Here is a 23,271-nt window from a genome sequence, read left to right as displayed (position 1 = left end):
CCCGCCATGTTCAACCTGATGAAGACCGCCATCCTGATGGCGGCCATCACCGCCCTCTTCATGCTGCTGGGCCGCATGCTCGGCGGCCAGACCGGCATGATGCTGGCGCTGCTGGTGGCGCTGGGCATGAACTTCTTCAGCTACTGGTTCAGCGACCAGATGGTGCTGAAGATGTACAACGCCCGCGAGGTGGACGACAGCACCGCGCCGCAGTTCGTGGCCATGGTGCGCGAGCTGGCGCAGAAGGCGCAGATCCCGATGCCGCGCGTCTACGTCATCGACGACAACGCGCCCAACGCCTTCGCCACCGGCCGCAACCCCGAGCACGCCGCCGTGGCCGCCACCACCGGCATCCTGCGGTCCTTGAGCGCCCGCGAGATGCGCGGCGTGATGGCCCACGAGCTGGCGCACGTGAAACACCGCGACATCCTGATCTCGACCATCAGCGCCACGATGGCCGGCGCCATCGGCATGCTGGCCAACTTCGGCATGATGTTCGGCGGCCGCGACAGCGAGGGCCGGCCGGCCAACCCGCTGGCCGGGCTGCTGGTGGCCATCCTGGCGCCGATGGCCGCGGCACTGATCCAGATGGCCATCAGCCGCGCGCGCGAGTTCGAGGCCGACCGCGGCGGCGCCGAGATCTCGGGCGACCCGCAGGCCCTGGCCTCGGCGCTGCAGAAGATCGAGCGCATCGCCCGCGGCGAGCCGCTGGAAGCCGCCGAGCGCCACCCCGAGACCGCGCAGATGATGATCGTGAACCCGCTGTCGGGCGGCGGCCTGCGCGGGCTGTTCTCCACGCACCCGTCGACGGAAGAACGCGTGGCACGCCTGCTGGCCATGCGCTGAACTCAAGTCCCGCGGCCCGTGCGCCGATATCCGGTGCATGAAGTGGTCCCTGGCCCCCCTGTTGCTCGTGTGCGTGCTCACGGCCGGCTGTGAGCAGCTGGGCATCGACACGCCCGCCGCGGCCGCGGCCAAGCGCGATGCCGACAGCAAGGCCATCGGCGGCGCCTGCCGCCACGCCGGCCGCGCCATCGAGGACTGCTACACGCTCTACCGCAAGGCCGACAAGGCCGCCATCTACGCCGGCTGGCGCGAGATGGACAACTACATGCGCGAGAACAAGATCGAGCCGGTGACGCCCGTGGTGCCGCTGCCCAAGCCGCCCGAGCCGGCATCGGCCCCCGCGCCAGCGCCCAAGGCCTCGGCCCCCGAGGACGAGGACGCCGAGGACGCCGACCACGCGCCGCCCGCCAAGGGCGCCAAGGCCAAGAAGGCCGCGCACTGACGCGCTGACGCGCCACCTGTCGCCCGCCACGGCAGTTGGGGCCTTTGAGCCGGCATTCCGTCGCGCGCCAGGGCCTGGCCGGGGCCGGCGTGGCCGAACATCGGGCCGTCACACCGACCATCCCTGACAAACCCAGGAGACCCCGATGCCCCGACTGCGCTTCGCCGCCTCTGTTTCCAGCTGGATCGACCGCCTGCTCGGCACCGCGCTGGCCGGCGCGCTGCTGATGCTGGCGCTGACCACGCTCACCGCCTGGCCCGGCTCGGCGCGCGCCGAGCGGGTGGAAGGCAATGGCGAGGCGGCCACCGAGCAGCGCAGCCCCGGCGCATTCGACACGATCCAGACCCAGGGCTTCAACGTCACGGTGCGCCAGGGCGCCACGCCGTCGGTGAGCGTGCAGGCCGACCGCAACCTGCTGCCGCTGCTGGAAACCGTGGTGGACAGCGGCGGCACGCTGCAGCTGCGCTGGAAGCGCGGCACCAGCCTGAAGACCGTGGTCAGGCCGCTGGTGCAGGTCACCGTGACCGAGCTGCGCGGCCTGCAGGTGCAGGGCTCGGGCGATGTGCTGGCCGAGGGCCTGAAGCAGCCGCGGCTGCGCACGCAGATCAGCGGCTCGGGCAAGGTGCAGCTGAACGACGCGGCCATCGACGAGCTGGCGCTGGAGGTGTCGGGCTCGGGCGATGTCATCGCCAGCGGCCAGGCCACCCAGCTGACCGTGAAGATCGCCGGCTCGGGCGATGTGAAGGCGCCGCAGTTGCGCGCCGATGACGTGCGCGTGAGCATCGCCGGCTCCGGCAGCGCCGACGTGCAGGCCCAGCGCAAGCTGGACATCGCCATCGCCGGCTCGGGCGATGTGCGCCACACCGGCAGCGCCACGGTGCAGACCAAGGTGGCCGGCAGCGGCTCGGTCAAGCGCTACTGACGCTGGCCGGCCGCCCTGCAAGGCCGCAAGGCCCGGCTGCAGCGGGCGCGGCGCGCGGCAGGGACAATCGTCCGCATGACCCGACCCTCCGCAGGCCGCAGCGACGGCCTGCCCGACCGCGCGGCGCCCGCCGACCGCCCCCGCCTTGGCGCCCGGCTGCGCCAGCTCGTCCAGCATCCCGAATACCGGCGCGGCGCCCGCGACATGGTGGGCATTGCGCTGGGCATCGGCGCCTGGGGCCTGGTGACCGGGGTGGCCATGGTCAAGAGCGGCATCGACCCCTGGCTGGCCGTGCTGATGTCGCTGACCGTGTTCGCCGGCACCGCGCAGCTGGCGGCCACGCCGCTGATCGCCGGTGGCGCGCCGATCTGGGTGGTGTGGGCCACCGCGCTGTGCCTGAACCTGCGCTTCGTGGTCTTCAGCGCCCAGTGGCGCCCCTACTTCGCGCACCTGCCGCGGCGCCGGCGCGCGCTGCTGGCCTACTTCTGTGCCGACCTGAACTACGTGCTGTTCATGCGCCGCTTTCCCGAACCGAAGCCTGCGCCCGAGCAGGCGCCGTACTTCTGGGGCGGCGTGACGGTGAACGCCGGCAGTTGGCACGTGATGTCGCTGCTGGGCATCGCGCTGGGCCACCGTGTGCCGGCCGAGTGGGGCCTGGGCTTTGCAGGCACCGTGGCGCTGCTGGGCATGACCTATTCGATGCTGGCCGACCGGGCCACCTGGCTGCCGGCCCTGGTGGCTGGCAGCGCCGCCGTGGCCGCCTACGCGCTGCCGCTCAAGCTGAACATGCTGGTGGCCATCGCGGCGGCGGTGGCGGTGGGCACGGCCATCGACCATTCGCGCGCCTGGCGCCGGGGCTGAGCATGGCCACCTGGGAAGTCATCGTCGCCATCGCCGGCCTGGCCGTCATCACCGTGCTGACGCGCGGCTTCTTCATCCTGCCCGAGCGCGAGCTGCCGATGCCCGACTGGCTGCGCGAGGGCCTGCGCTACGCCCCCATCGGCGCGCTGGTGGCGGTGATCGCGCCCGAGCTGGTGATGAGCCAGGGCCAGCTGATCAGCACCTGGCGCGACCCGCGCCTGGCCGGGGCGCTGGCGGCCACCGGCTACTACCTGTGGCGGCGCGACATGCTGGGCACCATCGTGGCCGGCACCGCCACGATGTTGATCTTCCGCCTGGGCCTCGGCTGGTGATCTGCCAAACTTGCGGGTTGATCGAGATTCCTCCACTCCCCCGCTGAAGACAGACACCATGAAGATCCTCCGACTGCAAGACTTGGCGGCCCAGGGCCAGCTGGCCGGCAAGCGCGTGTTCATCCGCGCCGACCTGAACGTGCCGCAAGACGACAGCGGCGCCATCACCGAAGACACGCGGATCCGCGCCTCGGTGCCGGCCATCGAGCTGGCGCTGAAGGCCGGCGCCGCGGTGATGGTCACCAGCCACCTGGGCCGCCCCACCGAAGGCGAGTTCAAGCCCGAGGATTCGCTGGCCCCGGTGGCCAAGCGCCTGGGCGAGTTGCTGGACCGCGAGGTGCCGGTGCTGGCCAACTGGGTCGACGGCGTGACGGTGGCCCCGGGCCAGCTGGTGATGCTGGAGAACTGCCGCCTGAACAAGGGCGAGAAGAAGAACAACGAAGACCTGGCGAAGAAGATGGCCGCGCTGTGCGACATCTACGTCAACGACGCCTTCGGCACCGCGCACCGTGCCGAGGGCACCACCTACGGCATCGCGCAGTTCGCGCCGATCGCCTGCGCCGGCCCGCTGCTGGCCGCCGAGATCGACGCCATCAGCAAGGCCCTGGCCGCGCCCAAGCGCCCGCTGGTGGCCATCGTGGCCGGCAGCAAGGTGAGCACCAAGCTGACCATCCTGCAAAGCCTGTCCAAGAACGTCGACGGCCTGATCGTCGGCGGCGGCATCGCCAACACCTTCATGCTGGCCGCCGGCCTGAAGATCGGCAAGAGCCTGGCCGAGCCCGACCTGGTGGGCGAAGCCAAGGCCGTGATCGAGGCGATGGCCGCCCGCGGCGCCGCCGTGCCCATCCCCGAGGACGTGGTCTGCGCCAAGAGCTTTGCCGCCGACGCCGTGGCCACCGTGAAGGCCGCGACCGACGTGGCCGACGACGACCTGATCCTGGACATCGGCCCCAAGACCGCCGCCACGCTGGCCGCGCAGTTGAAGGCCGCCGGCACCATCGTCTGGAACGGCCCGGTGGGCGTGTTCGAGTTCGACGCCTTCAGCCACGGCACCGAGGCCATCGCCCGCGCCATTGCCGACAGCAGCGCCTTCAGCATCGCCGGCGGTGGCGACACCCTGGCCGCCATCGCCAAGTACGGCATCGACAAGCAGGTGGGCTACATCTCCACCGGCGGCGGCGCCTTCCTGGAAGTGCTGGAAGGCAAGACCTTGCCCGCATTCGAGATCCTCTCGAAGCGCGCCCAGGGCTGACCCGGATTTCAGCGGGCGGTGATTGCCGCCTGCCGACGCAAAACTCCCCACGCCCGGCCGAGGTGAATCCTCGGGCCGGGCGTGCTGTTTTCGGGCGTAACCTCCACGGTCCGCGCACGCGAACACGAAGGAGATACGCGCCATGGCATCCGAACTGACCCCCGCCGAACAGGCCCTGCGCGACGCGGCGCTGGAATACCACCGGGCCCCCACGCGCGGCAAGATCGCCGTCACGCCCACCAAGCCGCTGTCCAACCAGCGTGACCTGAGCCTGGCCTACTCGCCCGGCGTGGCCTATGCCTGCCTGGCCATCGAGCAAGACCCGTCGCTGGCCGCCGACTACACCAGCCGCGCCAACCTGGTGGGCGTGGTGACCAACGGCACGGCCGTGCTGGGCCTGGGCGACATCGGCCCGCTGGCCGGCAAGCCGGTGATGGAGGGCAAGGGCTGCCTGTTCAAGAAGTTCGCCGGCATCGACGTGTTCGACATCGAGCTGGCCGAGAAGGACCCGGACAAGCTGATCGAGATCATCGCCGCGCTGGAGCCCACGCTGGGCGGCATCAACCTCGAGGACATCAAGGCGCCCGAGTGCTTCCAGATCGAGCGCGCGCTGCGCGATCGGCTGAACATCCCGGTGTTCCACGACGACCAGCACGGCACCGCCATCATCAGCTCGGCCGCGCTGCTCAATGCGCTGGAACTGGTGGGCAAGCCGATCGGCCAGGTGAAGCTGGTGGCCTCGGGCGCCGGCGCCGCGGCCATCGCCTGCCTGGACCTGATGGTGGGCCTGGGCGTGGGCATCGCCAACATCACCGTGGTCGACAGCAAGGGCGTGATCCGCGCCGGCCGCGCCGACGTGGAGGCCGGCAAGCTCGACGAGAGCAAGCAGCGCTACTGCCAGAAGACGGCCGCCACCACTCTGGCCGACGCGGTGAAGGGCGCCGACGTGTTCCTGGGCTGCTCGGCCGCCGGCGTGCTGACGCCCGAGATGGTGGCCACGATGGCGGCACAGCCCATCATCCTGGCGCTGGCCAACCCCGAGCCCGAGATCCGGCCCGAGCTGGCCAAGCAGGCCCGGCCCGACTGCATCGTGGCCACCGGCCGTTCGGACTATCCGAACCAGGTCAACAACGTCCTGTGCTTCCCGTACATCTTCCGCGGCGCGCTCGATTGCGGCGCCACCACCATCAACGAGGCCATGAAGCTGGCGTGCGTGCGCGAGATCGCCGCGCTGGCCAAGGCCGAGACCAGTGACGAGGTGGCCGCCGCCTACGCCGGCCAGGAGCTGCGCTTCGGCCCCGACTACATCATCCCCAAGCCCTTCGATGCGCGGCTGATCCTGCGCATCGCCCCGGCCGTGGCCGAGGCCGCCGCCGCCAGCGGCGTGGCCACGCGTCCCATCGCCGACCTGGACGCCTACCGCCAGCAGCTCAGCCGCTACGTCTACCAGACCGGCATGGTGATGCGCCCGGTGTTCGCCGCCGCCAAGGCCGCCCACGCCCGCCAGCCGGTGCGCGTGGTGTACGCCGAAGGCGAGGACGAACGCGTGCTGCGTGCCGTGCAGGTGGTGCTGGACGAGCACCTGGCCCGCCCGATCCTGGTGGGCCGGCCGGCGGTGATCGCGATGCGCATCGAGCGCGCCGGCCTGCGCCTGAAGCCCGGCATCGACTTCGACGTGTGCGACCCCGAAGACGACCCTCGCTTTCGCAGCTACTGGGAGCAGTACCACCGGCTGATGGGGCGCGACGGCGTCTCGCAGGAGGCCGCCAAGGCCGCCGTGCGCCGCAGCAACACGCTGATCGCCAGCCTGATGGTGCGCCGCGGCGAGGCCGACGCCATGCTGTGCGGCCTGGTGGGCCGCTACGACGCCCACCTGGACCATGTGCGCACCGTCATCGGCCGCGCGCCGGGCGTGGGCACAATGGCCGCGATGAACGCGGTGATGCTGGACCAGCACACGCTGTTCATCGCCGACACCTTCGTCAACGAGACGCCCAGCGCGGCCGAGCTGGCCGAGATCGCGCGCATGGCGTCCGACGAGATGCGCCGCTTCGGCCTGCCGCCCAAGGTGGCCTTCGTGTCGCATTCAATGTTTGGCAGTTCGCAGCGCGAGTCGGCCCGCCGCATGCGCGCGGCGCGCGACCTGTTCGTGCAGTGGTGTCCCGATGTGGAGTGCGATGGCGAGATGCAGGGCGACGCGGCGCTGTCGGAGAGCGTGCGCCGCAGCTTCCTGGCCGACTGCACGCTGGAGGGCGCGGCCAACCTGCTGCTGCTGCCCAACCTGGACGCGGCGAACATCCTGTTCAACGTGCTGAAGGAGACCAGCAGCCGCGGCGTCACCGTCGGCCCCATCCTGCTGGGGGCGGCCGCGCCGGTGCATGTGCTGACGCCCTCGGCCACGATGCGTCGCGTGGTCAACATGACGGCGCTGGCCGTGGCCGACGCCGGGGCACCGAAAGAAACCGCGCGGTAACTGCCGCCCCGTCGCCACGCCGGCATGCGCGCCCATAATCACGGCGCCTTCCAGCCAACCCGAGCCTGCCCATGCCACGCGCCACCAAGATCGTCGCCACCCTCGGCCCCGCCAGCAGCGATCCGGAGGTGCTCGAACGCATGCTGCGCGCCGGCGTGGACGTGGTGCGGCTGAACTTCAGCCACGGCAAGGCGCAGGACCACATCGACCGAGCCAACCTCGTGCGCAGCATCGCCGAGAAGGTGGGCAAGCCGGTGGCGCTGATGGCCGACCTGCAGGGCCCGAAGATCCGCGTCGGCAAGTTCGCCAACGGCAAGACGATGCTGGTGCCGGGCGCGCCCTTCGTGCTGGACGCCGCGCGCACCGAGCCTGGCGACGACCTGGGCGTGGGCCTCGACTACAAGGAGCTGCCGCGCGACGTGAAGCCCGGCGACACCCTGCTGCTCAACGACGGCCTGCTGGTGCTGACCGTGGAGGCCGTGCGCGGCGAGCAGGTGCACACCACCGTGAAGATCGGCGGCGAGCTCAGCAACAACAAGGGCATCAACAAGCAGGGCGGCGGCCTGACCGCGCCGGCACTGACCGCCAAGGACATGGAGGACATCAAGACCGCGATGGCCTTCCAGTGCGACTACCTGGCGGTGAGCTTCCCGAAGAACGCCACCGACATGGAGATGGCGCGCCAGCTGGCCTATGTGGCCGGCGAGCCCTACCGCCACAAGCCGGCGATGATCGCCAAGATCGAGCGCACCGAGGCCATTCCGCAGCTCGAGGCCATCCTGAAAGCCAGCGACGGCATCATGGTGGCGCGCGGCGACCTGGCGGTGGAGGTGGGCAACGCGGCCGTGCCGGCACTGCAGAAGAAGATGATCCGCATGGCGCGCGAGATGGACAAGGTGGCCATCACCGCGACGCAGATGATGGAGAGCATGATCGTCAACCCGGTGCCCACGCGTGCCGAGGTGAGCGACGTGGCCAACGCGGTGCTGGACGGCACCGACGCGGTGATGCTCAGCGCCGAGACCGCCGCCGGCAAGTACCCGGTGGAGACCGTGGAGCAGATGGCGCAGATCGCGCTGGAGGCCGAGCGCGCCGAGGACGTGCGCCTGGACGCCAGCTTCACCGACCGGGCCTTCGGCCGCATCGACCAGAGCATCGCGATGGGCGCGCTGTTCACCGCGCACCATCTCGGCTGCAAGGCCATCATCGCGCTCACCGAGTCGGGCAGCACCGCGCTGTGGATGAGCCGGCACAACATCCATGTGCCGATCTTCGGCATCACCAGCAAGCCCACCAGCGAGCGCCGCATGGCGCTGTACCGCAACGTGCGCCCGGTGCAGATGGCGTCGCACTCCGACCGCGACGCCGCGCTGGCCGATGCCGAGCGCGTGCTGGTCGACCGCGGCGTGCTGCGCCCCGGCGACACCTATGCCATCACCTGTGGCGAGCCGATGGGCTACCCGGGCGGCACCAACATGCTGAAGGTCTGCCGCGTCGGGTAACTGGGGCACCCGGTGCCGCGGGTACGCGGCACCACCCGCCGGGCGGGTTTGCGGGCCGGCTTGGGGCGGCCCGGCGCTCGGCCCGCTGGGGCACCCGGCCCCGCGTGTACGCAGCACCACCCGCCGTGCGGGTTCTCCGACCGGCGCGCTTCGATCAGGCTGCTGCGGGTTCGGCCACGCTGTGCACCAGCGCCGCCACGCGCGGCGCCATGTTCACCGGCACCAGTTGCACCTGCGGATGCTCGCGCGAGAACACGCGCAGCAACTCGTCGGCAAAGCCATGGCCGATGTCCTGCAGACCGTCGAAGTCCAGCTCCACGCGGCGGAAGTCTGTCAGGCGCTGCGTGATGCGGCGCGCCTGCGCGCGTGACTCCAGCCCCACCTGCGGTGCGGTGAGCAGCTTCATCGGCACCACGGTGCGCTCGAAGCCATAGCCCGCGCCGTCGGCGCTGTAGCGGCGCAGCACCTCGTCGACGGTGCGCTCGGTGTCCAGCGCCACGGCCACGTAGACCGAGGTGCCGCGCCCGCACACCGGCCGGCCGCGCTGCCAGTCCTCGTTCTCCCAGCCACGCTGCTGGAAGGCCGCGCCATTGGCGTGCAGGTCGAAGATGTCGGCCATCTTGGCCGTGAAGAACAGGCCGCGGCCGGTGTGGCGCTCGGGCTGGCTGCTGAGCTTGCCCTTGGCCAGCTCCAGCATGGCGTGCACCGGATCGTTGATCTTGAACTGGCGGCCGATGCTGTTGAACACGCCGCGCCCGTCATCGCTGACCAGCAGCTGCATCTGCAGCGGCGTCTGGCGCATCGAGATCGTGACCTGCCGGCCGCCGCTGTGGTCGATGGCGTTGTTCACCAGCTCGGTGAAGGCGTGCTGGGCGATGCGCGCCACATGCGCCGGCAGCTCGAAGTACGGGGCGAAGTCCTGCTGCCAGGGCACGTCTTCCTGCAGCCCGGCCAGGCCGTAGCGGCGCACCACCTGGCGCAGCGCGCCGGGGCGCCACTGGGGCCGGTCGGCCGTGCCGGCGTTCACCAGCCACTGCAGATCCGCCAGCTGATCGCACAGCACGCGGGCCTCGGCCAGCGGCAATGACAGCCGGGCCGCCAGGCGTTGCGCCAGGTCGCCAGGGTGTCGGATGGCCAGCTCGGTGACGCAGTCGCACGCCTTGCTGAGCACTGAACGGGGAGCTTGTTGCCGGGCCATGGTGCTGTCCTTGGGCGGCCGTACCGCCATCGTCTGTGGCCGCCAGTGTGAGCTGTCGGCCGTTCGCGCTGAAGCGTGAAAAGCGACGCTGCAACCGCCCAGTTCCGGCCCCTGTCCCTTGATTTGCAGGACTGCAAGCCCCTGGCCCGGCAAGGGGCGGCCGATACAATCTTGCGCGGTTACAAGGCGGTTTCATGACGCGGCGGCGCAGCGGTGCGCGGCTTACCATGGCAGCCGCCCGCACGGTTTTCCACTCTCATCCAGGACCCGCCATGCCTCTCGTCTCGATGCGCCAACTGCTGGACCATGCCGCTGAAAACGGCTATGGCATCCCGGCCTTCAACGTCAACAACCTCGAGCAGGTGCAGGCCGTGATGGCCGCGGCCGACGAAGTGGGCGCGCCGGTGATCCTGCAGGCCAGCGCCGGCGCCCGCAAGTACGCCGGCGAATCGTTCATCAAGCACCTGATCCAGGCCGCCACCGAGGCCTACCCGCACATCCCGCTGGTGATGCACCAGGACCACGGCACCAGCCCCAAGGTGTGCGCCGGCGCCATCGACCTGGGCTTCGGCTCGGTGATGATGGACGGCAGCCTGCGCGAGGACGGCAAGACCCCGGCCGACTTCGGCTACAACGTCGACGTCACCAGCCAGGTGGTGTCCATGGCCCACAAGGTGGGCGTCACCGTCGAGGGTGAACTGGGCTGCCTGGGCAACCTGGAAACCGGCGATGCCGGCGAGGAAGACGGCATCGGCGCCGAAGGCAAGCTGGACCACAGCCAGATGCTGACCGACCCGGAAGAGGCCGCACAGTTCGTCAAGGCCACGCAGCTGGACGCGCTGGCGATTGCCATCGGCACCAGCCACGGCGCCTACAAGTTCAGCCGTCCGCCCACCGGCGACATCCTGGCCATCAGCCGCGTGAAGGAGATCCACGCGCGCATCCCCAACACCCATCTGGTGATGCACGGCTCGTCCAGCGTGCCGCAGGAGCTGCTGGCCATCATCAACCAGTACGGCGGCAAGATGAAGACGACCTACGGCGTGCCCATCGCCGAGATCCAGGAAGCCATCAAGCACGGCGTGCGCAAGATCAACATCGACACCGACATCCGCCTGGCGATGACCGGCGCGGTGCGCAAGTTCATGGCCGAGAACCCCGACAAGTTCGACGCCCGCGAATGGCTCAAGCCCGCCCGCGAGGCCGCCAAGGCCGTGTGCAAGCAGCGCTACCTCGAGTTCGGCTGCGAAGGCCAGGCCGGCAAGATCCAGGGCCTGAACCTGGTGGACATGGCCGCCCGCTACGCCAGCGGCCAGCTGGCCCAGGTGGTGAACTGAGCGCCAGCCACCCATGCGCGCCGGCGGCCTGCCGCCCGGCGCGCGGCATCGGCACACGGGGCCCCGCGCGGGCCCCTTTTGCATGCCCGCCGGCACCGGCAGGCACAATACGGGCCCTTCCGGCCCCTGGCCCCTGCCCCTTCTTCTCGAGACGCCGATGAGCACCGACGCCCTGTTCGAAACCAGCCTCCACTCGCTGCCGCTGCTGGCGCGCGGCAAGGTGCGCGACAACTACGCCGTGGGCGAAGACCGCATCCTGATGGTGGCCAGCGACCGCATCTCGGCCTTCGACGTGGTGATGGGCGAACCCATCCCCGGCAAGGGTGTGCTGCTGACGCAGATGGCGCTGTTCTGGTTCGACAAGCTGGGCCATGTGGTGCCCAACCACCTGACCGGCGACGAGCCCACCAGCGTGGTGGCCGCCGACGAGGTGGCCCAGGTGCAGGGCCGCTCGATGCTGGTCAAGCGCCTGAAGCCGCTGCCCGTGGAGGCCGTGGTGCGCGGCTACCTGGCCGGCTCGGGCTGGAAGGAGTACCAGGACAACGGCCAGGTCTGCGGCGTGCCCCTGCCCCCGGGCCTGAAGAACGCCAGCCGCCTGCCCGCGCCGATCTTCACGCCGGCCACCAAGGCCGACGTGGGCGACCACGACGAGAACATCAGCTTCGAACGCATGGCCGAGATCATCGGCGCCGAGCTGGCGGCCAAGGTGCGCGACACCGCCATCCGGCTGTACAGCGAGGCTGCGGCCATCGCACTCCAGCGCGGCATCATCATCGCCGACACCAAGTTCGAGTTCGGCCTGGACGCCGACGGCACCCTCACGCTGATGGACGAGGTGCTCACGCCCGACAGCTCGCGCTTCTGGCCGGTGGATGGCTACCAGGAAGGCATCAACCCGCCCAGCTTCGACAAGCAGTACCTGCGCGACTGGCTGGAAACCGCCCGCGTGGACGGCGAGCCCTGGAACAAGAAGGCCCCGGCGCCCCAGGTGCCGCCCCAGGTTGCCAACGCCACGGCAGAGCGGTATAGAACGGCCTTGGCCACGCTGCGCGGCTGACAGCCACCCAGGCTGCCGTCCAGCCCGGCGGGCCAGGGAGGCCCGCCATGTACTGCCGACTGCTGGACGACCTGGAGACCCAGGCCCGCAACGCCACCGACCGCGTGGCCTGGGCCCGCGCCACCTGCAAGATCTCTGTGCACCGCGCCCGCCAGGGCCAGGCCGAAGAAGCCAAGGCCCTGATCCTGCGAGTGCGCGACACCTTCGGCGTGGAACTCCACCACGAGATCGCATCATGGGTGATGCTGGCGGAGGGGGTGGGGCATTACTTCAAGATTGAGGTAAAGCCGGGGTGGGAGCGACTTCGGCGCGCCTACGCGCTTGCCGTCGCTTTGAAAACCAAATCAGCGCTGCCTTGGTGTTCGGCTTGGATGGGCCTCATTGCACTTGAGAACGCCAAATACGAGGAAATGTCCAAGTTCCTCGTCGAGACGTTCGAACAGTCTGACGAGCAAGACCATCACGCGCGAGGGCGCGCAAGCTTGATATTGGCGGACACCATACACATGGCGGGAAACTACCAACTCGCCAGGCCGTGGTACGAGCGCGCACGCCGACATGCGACCGCCGAGGGCGACCAAGCGACGATCAGCGCAATGCTCTTCAACGTCGCGATCTGCCGAGCAGCCAATATCCTTGTGGATGACGCGTTTGGCGAAGTCCCTCCGAGCGACTTGCTGAGGGCCAACATGGAAGTCGGATCGTTCACGACGTACGACTTCGCCGTGGGTGCGATTTCATTCGAGGAATCCACTCCACTGGTTCGCGGCCAACTTCTACTGGTCGGAAAGAAGTTTCCAGCGGCTAGTCGATTATTGGACTGCGTCCAAAGCGACAAGTTGCCCAAGCGGGAATTCCCCCTTCTCCAGATCAGTCGGGCATGGAGCTACGCGAATCAGTCGCGACCGGAAGAGGCCTGGAGGCTGACGTCAATTGCCATCGAAGCACTTACAGCGGGTGATGATCAGGACAATCTGGCGTACGTGTACGGGCGCGCCAAGCAGATTGCCGAACGGTTGGAACGCCCCCAAGATGCAGGACGATTCGCAGAGTTAGGACGAGAACACCTCGCGAACCATCGGGCGATTCAAAGGGCGACTCTGAGCCATGCGCTTCAAACCGCAGACCGAATCAACAGTCTCTTGAAAAAATAAGGCCCGGCGTTGGCCGGGCCTTGATCACTAGCTCAAACCAGAATGCTCAGGGCTTGTTCCCAGTGGGGAACGGCCAAGCGGCAGCCGGACTCAGCGCGGTCTTGGCGGCAGGCGCTGCGGGCGCAGGCGCAGGCGTTGCGGGAGCCTTCTTGGCAGCGGCCTTCTTGGCAGCAGCCTTCTTGGCCGGTGCAGCCTTCTTGGCAGCAGCCTTGGGCGCAGCGGCCTTCTTCGCCGGTGCAGCCTTCTTGGCGGCCGCCTTCGGAGCGGCCGCCTTCTTGGCCGGTGCTGCGGCCTTCTTCGCCGGAGCAGCAGCCTTCTTCGCCGGTGCAGCGGCCTTCTTCGCCGGAGCAGCAGCCTTCTTGGCCGGTGCAGCCTTCTTCGCCGGAGCAGCAGCCTTCTTCGCCGGTGCAGCGGCCTTCTTCGCCGGAGCAGCAGCCTTCTTGGCCGGTGCAGCCTTCTTCGCCGGGGCGGCAGCCTTCTTCGCCGGCGCCGCCTTCTTAGCGGGGGCAGCAGGCTTGGTTGCCGGACGCTTGGCCGCAGTGGCCTTCTTCGCAGTTGCCATCACAAACTCCTTGATCAAGTTGCAAGACACAGACCGTCGGTCAAGCGACGGCGTGATTCACCGCGGCGCCAGACGGGCCTCGAGACCCTTGCTGGCTCCCCGGTGAACGGGGATGCACCCGCTGCGGTTGCTTCTGACGAGCAACTCGACGCGGATGCGAATCTTGATCTGACCGTGGACCCTCGCGCCTGGCACCTGCGTGCCCGGTGCGTCAGTCCCAGCTCAGTGCGCCACCGGACTGGTACTCGATGACGCGGGTTTCGAAGAAATTGCGCTCCTTCTTCAGATCGATCATCTCGCTCATCCAGGGGAACGGGTTTTCCTCGTTCGGGAAGAGCGGTTCCAGGCCGATCTGCGTGGCGCGCCGGTTGGCGATGTAGCGCAGGTAGCCCTTGAACATGCTGGCGTTCAAGCCCAGCACGCCGCGCGGCATGGTGTCCTCGGCATAGCGGTACTCCAGCTCGACCGCCTTCTCGAACAGACCACGGATCTCGGCCTTGAACTGCGGCGTCCACAGTTGCGGGTTCTCGAGCTTGATCTGGTTGATCAGGTCGATGCCGAAGTTGCAGTGCATCGACTCGTCGCGCAGGATGTACTGGTACTGCTCGGCGGCACCGGTCATCTTGTTCTGGCGGCCCAGCGCCAGGATCTGCGTGAAGCCGACGTAGAAGAACAGGCCTTCCATCAGGCAGGCGAAGACGATGATCGAACGCAGCAGCGTCTGATCGGCTTCGAGCGTGCCGGTCTTGAAGTTGGGGTCCATGATCGCGTCGATGAACGGGATCAGGAACTCGTCCTTCTCGCGGATGGCCGAGACCTCGTGGTACGCGTTGAAGATCTCGCCTTCATCGAGACCCAAGCTCTCCACGATGTACTGGTAGGCGTGGGTGTGGATCGCCTCTTCGAAGGCCTGGCGCAGCAGGAACTGGCGGCACTCGGGCGCGGTGATGTGGCGGTAGGTGCCCAGCGTGATGTTGTTCGCCGCCAGCGAATCGGCGGTGACGAAGAAGCCGAGGTTGCGCTTGATGATGCGGCGCTCGTCTTCGGTCAGGCCGTTCGGGTCCTTCCACAGCGCGATGTCGCGAGACATGTTGATCTCTTGCGGCATCCAGTGGTTGGCGCAGGTGGCGAGGTACTTCTCCCAGGCCCACTTGTACTTGAACGGCACCAGCTGATTCACATCGGTCTGGCCGTTGATGATGCGCTTCTCGGCGACGTTGACGCGGCGCGTGTTCTTCTCGGCGGGGGCTTGCGGAACCGGCACCACGGCAGCGGCAGCAGCACGCACGGGCGCGGCGTTCACCGGCATGGCCGCAACGGCCGGCTGCAGATGCAGCGATGCTTGCGCGAGGGGAGCAGTGGACTCAAGCCGCGCGTTGCTGGCGGCTTGCGGTGCGGTACCTTGTGGCGGTGTCGTCGAAGGGGATGCGACGTCGTCTTCCCAGACCAGCATGCGTGTTCGTCCTATGGGTGCGAATTATCAGAGTGTCGCGTCCAAACACCAAGCACTTCTTGACATGCGGACGACTTCGTCGTTGCACGCGTGCATCGTTGGTGAGGCTTCGGGCCTCGTCGCGGCACCACAGGCGCGACGAGGCTCAGGCGACAGCGGGCATCCTTCTCGGAAGATGCCCGCTCACTTTGCGGTTTACTGTCCGCGGCCGGTCATTGGCAGGCTTCGCAGTCCGGGTTGTCGATCGAGCAGAACTTGATGTCGCTCGCCGGCACCGCGTCCATCGCCGCCTGGGCCTGGGCCGCTGCGGCGTCCAGGGCCGACAGGCCGCCACCGCTCACGCCACCGGGCACGGCGTTCAGCGCGCCGGCGGTCACGGTGGACTTCTCGGCATGCGTGGCGCCCATGGTGCGCAGGTAGTAGGTGGTCTTCAGGCCGCGCAGCCAGGCCAGCTTGTAGGTCTCGTCCAGCTTCTTGCCCGAGGCACCGGCCAGGTAGATGTTCAGGCTCTGGGCCTGGTCGATCCACTTCTGGCGGCGCGCGCCGGCCTCGATCAGCCAGGTGGCGTCGACCTCGAAGGCGGTGGCGTACAACTGCTTCAGCTCTTCAGGCACACGGTCGATGCGGCGCAGGCTGCCGTCGAAGTGCTTGAGGTCCATCACCATCACGTCGTCCCACAGGCCCAGGCGCTTGAGGTCACGCACCAGGTACTCGTTGATGACGGTGAACTCGCCCGACAGGTTGCTCTTGACCGAGAGGTTGCCGAAGCAGGGCTCGATCGAGGCGTCCACGCCGATGATGTTGCTGATGGTGGCCGTGGGCGCGATGGCCACGCAGTTGCTGTTGCGCATGCCGTGGGCCGCGATGCGCGCGCGCAGCGCGTCCCATTCCATCGTGCTGCTGCGGTCGACCTGCACGTACTGCTCACCGCGGGCCTGGGCCAGCAGTTCCAGGCTGTCCTGCGGCAGGATGCCGCGGTCCCACAGGCTGCCGCGGTAGCTGCTGTAGCGGCCGCGCTCCTCGGCCAGCTCGGTGCTGGCCCAGTAGGCGTGGTAGCAGATGGCTTCCATCGAGCGGTCGGCGAACTCCACCGCGGCCACGCTGCCGTAGGGCACGCGCAGCTGGTACAGCGCATCCTGGAAGCCCATCAGGCCCAGGCCCACCGGGCGGTGGCGCAGGTTGCTGTCGCGCGCCTTCTTCACCGCGTAGTAGTTGATGTCGATGACGTTGTCGAGCATGCGCATCGCGATGGACACGGTGCGCTTCAGCTTGGCCTGGTCGATCTGGCCGTCCTTCAGATGCTGGGCCAGGTTGATCGAGCCGAGGTTGCACACGGCGATCTCGGTGTCGCTGGTGTTCAGCGTGATCTCGGTGCACAGGTTGCTGCTGTGCACCACGCCCACGTGCTGCTGCGGGCTGCGCACGTTGCAGGCATCCTTGAACGTGATCCAGGGATGCCCGGTCTCGAACAGCATGGTCAGCATCTTGCGCCACAGGTCCTTGGCCGGCATGCGCTTGAACAGCTTGAGCTCGCCGCGGTCGGCCTTGGCCTCGTAGGCCGTGTAGGCGGCCTCGAAGTCGGCACCGAACTTGTCGTGCAGGTCGGGGCAGGTGCTGGGGCTGAACAGCGTCCACTCGCCGCCCTCGATCACGCGGCGCATGAACAGGTCGGGGATCCAGTTGGCGGTGTTCATGTCGTGCGTGCGCCGACGGTCGTCACCGGTGTTCTTGCGCAGCTCGAGGAACTCCTCGATGTCCAGGTGCCAGGTCTCCAGGTAGGCGCAGACCGCGCCCTTGCGCTTGCCACCCTGGTTGACGGCCACCGCCGTGTCGTTCACCACCTTCAGGAACGGCACCACGCCCTGGCTCTTGCCATTGGTGCCCTTGATGTAGCTGCCCAGCGCGCGCACGCGGGTCCAGTCGTTGCCCAGACCGCCGGCGAACTTGGAGAGCAGCGCGTTCTCCTTCAGCGCCTCGTAGATGCCGTCCAGATCGTCGGCCACAGTGGTGAGGTAGCAGCTGGACAGCTGCGAACGCAGCGAGCCGCTGTTGAACAGCGTGGGCGTGCTGCTCATGAAGTCGAACGACGACAGCACGTCGTAGAACTCGATGGCGCGCGCCTCGCGGTCGATCTCGTTGAGCGCCAGGCCCATGGCCACGCGCATGAAGAAGGCCTGCGGCATCTCGATGCGCACGTCCTCCACATGCAGGAAGTAGCGGTCGAACAGGGTCTGCAGGCCCAGGTAGTCGAACTGCAGGTCGCGCTCAGGCTTCAGCGCCGCGCCCAGGCGGGCCAGGTCGAACTGCTGCAGCTTGCTGTCCAGCAGTTCGTGCTGCACGCCCTTCTTGATGAACTGCGGGAAGTACTCGGCATAGCGCTCGGCCATCTGGGCCTGCGTGACCTCTTCACCCAGGATCTCGCGGCGGATGGTGTGGCACAGCAGGCGCGCGGTGGCACGGCTGTAGCCGGGGTCCTTCTCGATCTGGGTGCGGGCGGCCAGGATGGCGGCCTTGTAGACCTCGTCGATGGGCACGCCGTCGTACAGGTTGCGGCGCGTCTCGGCCAGGATGGGCTCGGGCTTCACGTCGGCACCCAGGCCGGCGCAGGCCGACTCAATCAGCGTGTTCAGCGCGGCCAGGTCCAGCGGCACGCGGCGGCCCTTGTCGGTCACTTCCAGCGCCGGCACCGGCGGGGCGGCCTGCTCCACCTGGCGGGCACGCTCCTGCGCGCGGCGCTCGCGGTACAGCACGTAGGCGCGGGCCACTTCATGGTGGCTGCCGCGCATCAGGCCCAGCTCGACCTGGTCCTGCACGTCCTCGATGTGGAAGGTGCCACCGCCCGGGCGGCTGCGCATCAGCGCGCGCACCACCGATTCGGTCAGCGCGTCCACCGTCTCGCGCACGCTGGCCGAAGCCGCGCCCTGGGTGCCATGCACCGCCAGGAAGGCCTTCATCAGCGCAACGGCGATCTTGTTGGGCTCGAAAGCCACCACCGAGCCATTGCGCCGAATGATCTGGTAGCCCGCGTAGGCCGACGTGGGGCCCTCGCTGCTGGCCGCGACATGCGGCGCGATTCCGACGGACGGGCTGCTGGTGACGAGTGCTTGCATGGATTCCCCTTGCGTGAATCGCGGCTGGGGGCCGCTGGATGTTCGGTACGACATGACGGTGCGCCCTCACGCACCGGACGTGCCGCCCTGACCGGGCCCGGGGCTGCATCCACCCACACCGGCGGCCCGGGTGCCCGCAGGCACCACGTCCAAAACTGCTGGTGTGGAGGGAGGAACAGCCGCCGCGCGAAGTGGGTCAGGGCGTTGTGTTCAGGGCGCGCAGCATAGCATGAAGGGACACTATATCTGGGGGTGCGCACAGCTCTCAAGCACTACCGGTAGCGTGCTTACCCTGCTTGACGACGAGACACCCGCCCCACGGCGGAGCGCCCCGATTTGGCGCATGCCGCGCCCTGCCGCATGGCTGCGGGCGCCCGGCCCCGCAGGCCGCGCCAATGCAGGTCAAACCGCCGGGTTCGGCCCGCCAGACCGCACCACGGCTGGCCCCGCGCCGGGCGCGTCAGCACCATCGCGGCGCATCGGCGGCTGTGGCGCCGCCGCACCCGCGGCGGCCGGTCCGGCCGCGGCGCACCAATGCGCCGGCCATCGCGCATCGGCCAGCAGCCGGGCCCAGTCGAATCCCGGCCCGGGGTCGCGCTTGCGCAACGGCGCCACATGCTCATGGCCGGCCACGTCACGCACCGGGTAGGCCTGCGCAATGGCGGCGAGCAAGCCGCCCAGCACCTGGTACTGCGCCGGCTCGAAGCACTCGCCTTCCAGGCCCTCGAGCTCGATGCCGATCGACCAGTCGTTGCAGTTGTCGCGGCCACGCCATTGCGACACGCCGGCATGCCAGGCGCGCTGATCGCAGGAGACGAACTGCAGCACCGCACCATCGCGCCGCACCAGGAAGTGCGCCGACACCTGCAGGCCGCGGATCTGGCCGTAGTACGGGTGCGCCTCCCAGTCGAGCCGGTTGGTGAACAGGCGCTCGATGGCGTCGCCCCCGTACTCGCCGGGCGGCAGGCTGATCGAGTGCAGCACCACCAGTTCCACCGCCGCGCCGGACGGTCGCGGACCGAAATTCGGCGACGGACAGCGGGCGGCCGGGCGCCACCAGCCGTCCTGCCAGCCGTCCTGCCTGCCGCCCTGGGTGAGCGCCTGCGCCGATGCCGCGTGCCCGGCGCCGCCCTCAGTCGCCGCCATGCTCGGCCACCTGGATGCCCAGCCGCGCCATGCGGTAGCGCATCTGGCGCAGCGACAGGCCCAGGCTGGCCCCGGCCGCCGTGCGGTTGAAGCGGTGCTTCTCCAATGCACGCACCAGCACATCACGCTCCACCTGGTCGAGGTAGACGACCAGATCCGCCGGCAGTTCGGCCGGCACCGCCGGGCTGGCGACCGGCGCCACCGGGCGCGGCGGCGCCAGGTCGGGCGCCTCGTCGGCCTCGGCCTCGGCGCCTTCGTCGTCGGGCAGGCCCAGGTCCTGCGGCTGGATCAGGTCGCCGCCGGTCAGCGTGACCGCACGGTGCAGCAGGTTCTCCAGCTCGCGCACATTGCCGGGAAAGCCGTGGCGTGCCAGCAGCGCGGCGGCGGCCGGGCTCAGCCGGGGGGCCGGTGACACGCCGGCATCGGTGGCGATGCGCGCCAGCACGGCCGCCGCGATGTCGGCCAGGTCGTCCACCCGCTCGCGCAGCGGCGGCATGCGGATCTGGATGACGTTCAGGCGGTAGAACAGGTCCTGCCGGAAGCGGCCCTCGTGCACCTCGACCGCCAGGTCCTTGTGCGTGGCGCTGACGATGCGCACGTTCACCGGCGCCTCGGCCACCGCGCCGATCGGTCGCACCGAGCGCTCCTGGATCGCCCGCAGCAGCTTGCTCTGCATGGCCAGCGGCAGGTCGCCGATCTCGTCGAGGAACAGCGTGCCGCCCTGGGCCGCCTGGAAGAAGCCGGCGCGGTCTTCCTGCGCGCCGGTGAAGGCGCCCTTGCGGTAGCCGAAGAACTCGGCCTCCAGCAGCTGCTCGGGGATGGCGCCGCAGTTCACCGCGACGAAGGGCATGGCTGCGCGGCTGCTCACGTCATGGATGGCCCGCGCCACCAGTTCCTTGCCGGTGCCCGATTCGCCCTGCACCAGCACCGGCGCCATGCCGCGCGCCACGCGCTCGATCAGGGCCCGCACCTGCTGCATGGCCGCCGAGCGCCCCACCAGCCGGCGCAGCGCCGGGTGGCCGGCCTCGGCCAGGGCATCGCCCGGTCCCGCCACCGCCGCCGCTTCGGCCGGCGCCACGGGCGTCGGCCCCTGGGCCGACGGCAGCACGCTGCGCCCCAGCGCCGAGGCCACCACGCTGCGGAACTGGCGCAGGTCCACGGGCTTGGTCAGGTAGTCGAAGGCGCCGGCCTTGAGGGCCTCGACCGCGTTCTCGGCCGAGCCGTAGGCGGTGATCACCAGCGTCTTCTCGGGCCGGCCCTGGGCCTCGATGCGGCGCAGCAGGTCGAGCCCGTTGCCGTCGGGCAGCTTCATGTCGGTGATCACCGCGTTGTAACGGCGCTCGCCCAGGCGCGTCCAGGCTTCCTCGACCGTGCCGGCGCTGTCGACGTCGTAGCCCTCGCGGATCAGCGTCAGCTCGTACAGCGTGCGCAGGTCGGGTTCGTCATCCACCACCAGCAGGCTGTAGGGCGCGGTCATCGTTCGGGGTTCGTGGCGGTGGGGTCGGAGGATGTCAACCGGCAGCGGCCAGGCGCATCACCACGCTGAACACGTTGCGATGCCGCTGGTGGGCCGCAGCCAGGCGGAACTCGATGCTGGCGCCATAGCGCTCGCACAGCTCGCGGCAAATATACAGGCCGAGTCCGCCGCCCCGGCTGCGCGTGGAGAAGAAGGGTTCGAACAGGTGGCGCTCCACCTCGGGCGGGATCGGCTCGCCATCGCTGGCCACGCTCAACAGCACGGCGCGGCCGCCGGTCAGCGGGCGCAGCGTCAGCACCATCGCGCCAGGCTGGTCGCCGGCATGGCGCGCCGCGTTGTCGAGCAGGTTGACCAGCACGCGGCGCAGGTGGTCGGCATCGAAGCGCACGGTCAGCACCTCGTCGGGCAGGTGCACGGCCAGGCGTTCGTCGGCCCGCCACGAGCCGGGGGCGCTGCGCCGCCAGTCGGCCACCACCAGGGCCACCTCGGCGCGGGCGTCGATCTCGGCGCTGGACGGCGCGGCACCCGGCGCCACGGCCATCACATCGTCGACGATGCGCTTGAGCCGGTCGACGTTGTCGGCCACGATGCGCGTGAGCCGCTGCTGCTGCGGTGGCAGGTCGTCCTCCAGCAGCAGCGCATTGGCCTGGGCGATGGCCGCCAGCGGGTTGCGGATCTCGTGCGCGATGCCGGCCGACATGCGCCCCATGGCCGCCAGCTTCTCCTGGCGCTGGCGGCCGCGCAACAGGCGCAGGTCCTCGATGAACAGCACGCAGATGTCCTCGGGCGGCGTGTCGTCGGCGGCGATGCCGCTGCGCCGCGTGAAGCGCGCCCGCACCTGCACCGCACGGCCCTCGCCCTCGGCCTGCGGCAGCACCAGCTCGCGCGATGCCTCGGGCCAGCTGCCCTGCACATAGGCCTGCTGCAGGGCCAGACACAGCCCCACCAGCGCCGGCTCGCCCGACATCGGGCAGGGCAGCGCCAGGCGCTGGCCGGCCGCACCCAGCAGCTGCCGCGCGGCGGGGTTGATCGCGCGCAGCGTGCCGGCGCGGTCGATCACCAGCACGCCCTCGCTCATCTCCTCGATGACCACGCGGTTCAGCTGGGTCTGCTGGCGCGCCAGCTCCAGGCTGGTGCGCGCACTGCGCTCCTCGCGCGCCAGGCGCTGCGCCAACTCAGCCGACAGCAGCGCGATCAGGAACAGGCCGGCGCCCGACAGCCCGGCCTGCGACAGCACCAGCCACAGGTCGCCCGCCGGGTGATCGCCCCACCACGCGGTGCCCAGCAGCACCAGCGTGACCGCGGCCGCGGTGCCCAGCGCCAGCACTCGACGGGTGAGCACGCCGGCCATCAGCACCGGCAGCACCAGCAGCGCGCCGTAGTTCAGCTGGCCGGCCGAATCGAGCAGGCGCAGCGCCGTGAAGGCCAGCAAATCGACACCGATGGTCCACAGCCATTGCCGCGGCTGCAGGCGTTGGGCCGGCGGGCCGTCCTGCACGCCCCGCAGCACCCACAGCGACACGGCCTGGCTGGCGTAGCACAGCGCCACCACCATCATCAGCAGCGGCGGGCGGCTGCCCAGCAGCCCGGCCACCCAGGGCGCCAGCACCAGCGCGGCGCCCAGCGCGGCACGCGCCAGCACATAGGTGCGCAGGATGCGGGGCAGCGCCGCGCCCTCGTCGGCCAGGCGGCGGGCGGCCGCGCTGCGCGCGCCGGGCGGCCCGCTGTCCTCGTCGCCGTCGCGCCGACCGCCGGCGGCAGCGCCGCTGCGCGTGTCGCCCCACAGGCTCAGCCAGCTGTCGCCCACCGACGAGCGCGGCGTGCGGCGCCGATCACCCTGCCGGCGATCGCCCTGGCGGCGGCGCTCGGTGCCGCGCGGACCGGCCATCACGCGTGCGGCGCGCGCGGCCCCAGCGCGCGGTGCGCCGGACTGCAGTAGATGTGCGAGCCGTCCAGCACGGCATCGGCCGCCGGCAGGTGCAGGCCGCAGTGCGCGCAGGCCACCATGGCCTCGGGTGCAGCCGCGCCGGCGCGGCGCGTCGGCGCCTGGCGCCCCTCGGCCGCACCCGACCCGCGTGCGCGGCCCAGCAGCTTCCACAGCACCAGGCCCAGCACCAACAGCAGCAACAGGTATTTCACGATCCAGC

General features: G+C 69.7%; 19 protein-coding genes. 11 read left to right on the top strand and 8 right to left on the bottom strand.

Going from position 1 to position 23,271, the window contains the following annotated elements; translation table 11 throughout:
* The first annotated feature begins 6 nt into the window (after positions 1-6).
* The 8 genes from htpX to pyk all read left to right on the top strand — a co-directional run bounded on the left by htpX (position 7) and on the right by pyk (position 8,630).
* Entirely contained in the window at positions 7-846 is an 840-nt protein-coding gene (gene htpX / locus AACH10_RS24825; protein ID WP_341413231.1) for a zinc metalloprotease HtpX, read from the top strand.
* Between the two features lie 37 nt (positions 847-883).
* Positions 884-1,288, top strand: coding sequence for a hypothetical protein (locus tag AACH10_RS24820; RefSeq protein ID WP_341413230.1), 405 nt, complete (start codon positions 884-886; stop codon positions 1,286-1,288).
* Between the two features lie 145 nt (positions 1,289-1,433).
* Positions 1,434-2,210 carry a head GIN domain-containing protein gene (locus AACH10_RS24815; RefSeq protein WP_341413229.1) on the top strand — a complete coding sequence of 259 codons (777 nt, stop codon included), beginning with the start codon at positions 1,434-1,436 and terminating at the stop codon, positions 2,208-2,210.
* Positions 2,211-2,414: 204 nt separating this feature from the next.
* Positions 2,415-3,071 carry an AzlC family ABC transporter permease gene (locus AACH10_RS24810; protein WP_341413299.1) on the top strand — a complete coding sequence of 219 codons (657 nt, stop codon included), beginning with the start codon at positions 2,415-2,417 and terminating at the stop codon, positions 3,069-3,071.
* Between the two features lie 2 nt (positions 3,072-3,073).
* Positions 3,074-3,403, top strand: coding sequence for an AzlD domain-containing protein (locus tag AACH10_RS24805; protein ID WP_341413228.1), 330 nt, complete (start codon positions 3,074-3,076; stop codon positions 3,401-3,403).
* 58 nt (positions 3,404-3,461) lie between these two features.
* Positions 3,462-4,655: a phosphoglycerate kinase gene (locus AACH10_RS24800; protein WP_341413227.1), complete on the top strand. Its 1,194-nt coding sequence runs from the start codon at positions 3,462-3,464 to the stop codon at positions 4,653-4,655.
* A 142-nt stretch (positions 4,656-4,797) separates the two neighbouring features.
* Positions 4,798-7,128: an NADP-dependent malic enzyme gene (locus AACH10_RS24795; RefSeq protein ID WP_341413226.1), complete on the top strand. Its 2,331-nt coding sequence runs from the start codon at positions 4,798-4,800 to the stop codon at positions 7,126-7,128.
* Between the two features lie 71 nt (positions 7,129-7,199).
* Positions 7,200-8,630: a pyruvate kinase gene (pyk, locus tag AACH10_RS24790; protein WP_341413225.1), complete on the top strand. Its 1,431-nt coding sequence runs from the start codon at positions 7,200-7,202 to the stop codon at positions 8,628-8,630.
* A 154-nt stretch (positions 8,631-8,784) separates the two neighbouring features.
* Here the strand turns inward: pyk and AACH10_RS24785 are convergent, their stop codons facing one another.
* A complete protein-coding gene (locus AACH10_RS24785) occupies positions 8,785-9,828 on the bottom strand; it encodes an STAS-like domain-containing protein (protein ID WP_341413224.1) in 1,044 nt (347 codons plus the stop codon).
* A 272-nt stretch (positions 9,829-10,100) separates the two neighbouring features.
* On the opposite strand from AACH10_RS24785, the gene fba reads away from it, so the two are divergent.
* The 3 genes from fba (at position 10,101) to AACH10_RS24770 (ending at position 13,376) form a co-directional block, all read left to right on the top strand.
* The gene (fba, locus tag AACH10_RS24780; protein WP_341413223.1) at positions 10,101-11,165 is read left to right on the top strand and encodes a class II fructose-bisphosphate aldolase; all 1,065 of its coding nucleotides are present in this window, start codon (positions 10,101-10,103) and stop codon (positions 11,163-11,165) included.
* A 157-nt stretch (positions 11,166-11,322) separates the two neighbouring features.
* Positions 11,323-12,222 (top strand): phosphoribosylaminoimidazolesuccinocarboxamide synthase, encoded by a 900-nt coding sequence (locus AACH10_RS24775; protein WP_341413222.1) that lies wholly within the window; start codon positions 11,323-11,325, stop codon positions 12,220-12,222.
* Between the two features lie 47 nt (positions 12,223-12,269).
* Complete coding sequence (locus AACH10_RS24770) at positions 12,270-13,376, top strand: hypothetical protein (protein WP_341413221.1); 1,107 nt, start codon at positions 12,270-12,272, stop codon at positions 13,374-13,376.
* 46 nt (positions 13,377-13,422) lie between these two features.
* On the opposite strand, the gene AACH10_RS24765 is transcribed toward AACH10_RS24770, so the two are convergent.
* The 7 genes from AACH10_RS24765 to AACH10_RS24735 all read right to left on the bottom strand — a co-directional run bounded on the left by AACH10_RS24765 (position 13,423) and on the right by AACH10_RS24735 (position 23,263).
* A complete protein-coding gene (locus tag AACH10_RS24765; protein ID WP_341413220.1) occupies positions 13,423-13,938 on the bottom strand; it encodes a hypothetical protein in 516 nt (171 codons plus the stop codon).
* A 211-nt stretch (positions 13,939-14,149) separates the two neighbouring features.
* The gene (locus tag AACH10_RS24760) at positions 14,150-15,391 is read right to left on the bottom strand and encodes a ribonucleotide-diphosphate reductase subunit beta (RefSeq protein ID WP_341413219.1); all 1,242 of its coding nucleotides are present in this window, start codon (positions 15,389-15,391) and stop codon (positions 14,150-14,152) included.
* A 212-nt stretch (positions 15,392-15,603) separates the two neighbouring features.
* Positions 15,604-18,501 (bottom strand): ribonucleoside-diphosphate reductase subunit alpha, encoded by a 2,898-nt coding sequence (locus AACH10_RS24755; protein ID WP_341413218.1) that lies wholly within the window; start codon positions 18,499-18,501, stop codon positions 15,604-15,606.
* A gap of 402 nt (positions 18,502-18,903) precedes the next feature.
* Entirely contained in the window at positions 18,904-19,647 is a 744-nt protein-coding gene (gene ampD, locus AACH10_RS24750; RefSeq protein ID WP_341413217.1) for a 1,6-anhydro-N-acetylmuramyl-L-alanine amidase AmpD, read from the bottom strand.
* Positions 19,634-21,124 carry a sigma-54-dependent transcriptional regulator gene (locus AACH10_RS24745; RefSeq protein WP_341413216.1) on the bottom strand — a complete coding sequence of 497 codons (1,491 nt, stop codon included), beginning with the start codon at positions 21,122-21,124 and terminating at the stop codon, positions 19,634-19,636. The genes ampD and AACH10_RS24745 overlap by 14 nt, the downstream gene beginning before the upstream one ends.
* Positions 21,125-21,158: 34 nt before the next feature.
* Positions 21,159-23,012, bottom strand: a complete 1,854-nt coding sequence (locus AACH10_RS24740; RefSeq protein WP_341413215.1) for a sensor histidine kinase — start codon at positions 23,010-23,012, stop codon at positions 21,159-21,161.
* Positions 23,012-23,263 carry a PP0621 family protein gene (locus AACH10_RS24735; RefSeq protein ID WP_341413214.1) on the bottom strand — a complete coding sequence of 84 codons (252 nt, stop codon included), beginning with the start codon at positions 23,261-23,263 and terminating at the stop codon, positions 23,012-23,014. Before AACH10_RS24735 ends, AACH10_RS24740 begins: the two co-directional genes overlap by 1 nt.
* Positions 23,264-23,271 lie beyond the last annotated feature (8 nt).

This window comes from Pseudaquabacterium inlustre (genome assembly GCF_038066595.1).
Classification (GTDB): Bacteria; Pseudomonadota; Gammaproteobacteria; order Burkholderiales; family Burkholderiaceae_C; genus Pseudaquabacterium; species Pseudaquabacterium inlustre.
This window is presented reverse-complemented; position numbering and strand designations above follow the sequence as displayed.

Excerpts from the sequence above, each read along its gene's own strand:
- htpX (WP_341413231.1), top strand. The coding sequence starts at position 7 with ATGTTCAACCTGATGAAGACCGCCATCCTGATGGCGGCCATCACCGCC.
- AACH10_RS24810 (WP_341413299.1), top strand. The coding sequence starts at position 2,415 with ATGGTGGGCATTGCGCTGGGCATCGGCGCCTGGGGCCTGGTGACCGGG.
- ampD (WP_341413217.1), bottom strand. The coding sequence starts at position 19,647 with ATGGCGGCGACTGAGGGCGGCGCCGGGCACGCGGCATCGGCGCAGGCG.
- pyk (WP_341413225.1), top strand. The coding sequence starts at position 7,200 with ATGCCACGCGCCACCAAGATCGTCGCCACCCTCGGCCCCGCCAGCAGC.
- AACH10_RS24740 (WP_341413215.1), bottom strand. The coding sequence starts at position 23,012 with ATGGCCGGTCCGCGCGGCACCGAGCGCCGCCGCCAGGGCGATCGCCGG.
- AACH10_RS24795 (WP_341413226.1), top strand. The coding sequence starts at position 4,798 with ATGGCATCCGAACTGACCCCCGCCGAACAGGCCCTGCGCGACGCGGCG.
- AACH10_RS24815 (WP_341413229.1), top strand. The coding sequence starts at position 1,434 with ATGCCCCGACTGCGCTTCGCCGCCTCTGTTTCCAGCTGGATCGACCGC.
- AACH10_RS24785 (WP_341413224.1), bottom strand. The coding sequence starts at position 9,828 with ATGGCCCGGCAACAAGCTCCCCGTTCAGTGCTCAGCAAGGCGTGCGAC.
- AACH10_RS24745 (WP_341413216.1), bottom strand. The coding sequence starts at position 21,124 with ATGACCGCGCCCTACAGCCTGCTGGTGGTGGATGACGAACCCGACCTG.
- AACH10_RS24805 (WP_341413228.1), top strand. The coding sequence starts at position 3,074 with ATGGCCACCTGGGAAGTCATCGTCGCCATCGCCGGCCTGGCCGTCATC.
- fba (WP_341413223.1), top strand. The coding sequence starts at position 10,101 with ATGCCTCTCGTCTCGATGCGCCAACTGCTGGACCATGCCGCTGAAAAC.
- AACH10_RS24775 (WP_341413222.1), top strand. The coding sequence starts at position 11,323 with ATGAGCACCGACGCCCTGTTCGAAACCAGCCTCCACTCGCTGCCGCTG.
- AACH10_RS24755 (WP_341413218.1), bottom strand. The coding sequence starts at position 18,501 with ATGCAAGCACTCGTCACCAGCAGCCCGTCCGTCGGAATCGCGCCGCAT.
- AACH10_RS24760 (WP_341413219.1), bottom strand. The coding sequence starts at position 15,391 with ATGCTGGTCTGGGAAGACGACGTCGCATCCCCTTCGACGACACCGCCA.
- AACH10_RS24770 (WP_341413221.1), top strand. The coding sequence starts at position 12,270 with ATGTACTGCCGACTGCTGGACGACCTGGAGACCCAGGCCCGCAACGCC.
- AACH10_RS24820 (WP_341413230.1), top strand. The coding sequence starts at position 884 with ATGAAGTGGTCCCTGGCCCCCCTGTTGCTCGTGTGCGTGCTCACGGCC.
- AACH10_RS24800 (WP_341413227.1), top strand. The coding sequence starts at position 3,462 with ATGAAGATCCTCCGACTGCAAGACTTGGCGGCCCAGGGCCAGCTGGCC.
- AACH10_RS24765 (WP_341413220.1), bottom strand. The coding sequence starts at position 13,938 with ATGGCAACTGCGAAGAAGGCCACTGCGGCCAAGCGTCCGGCAACCAAG.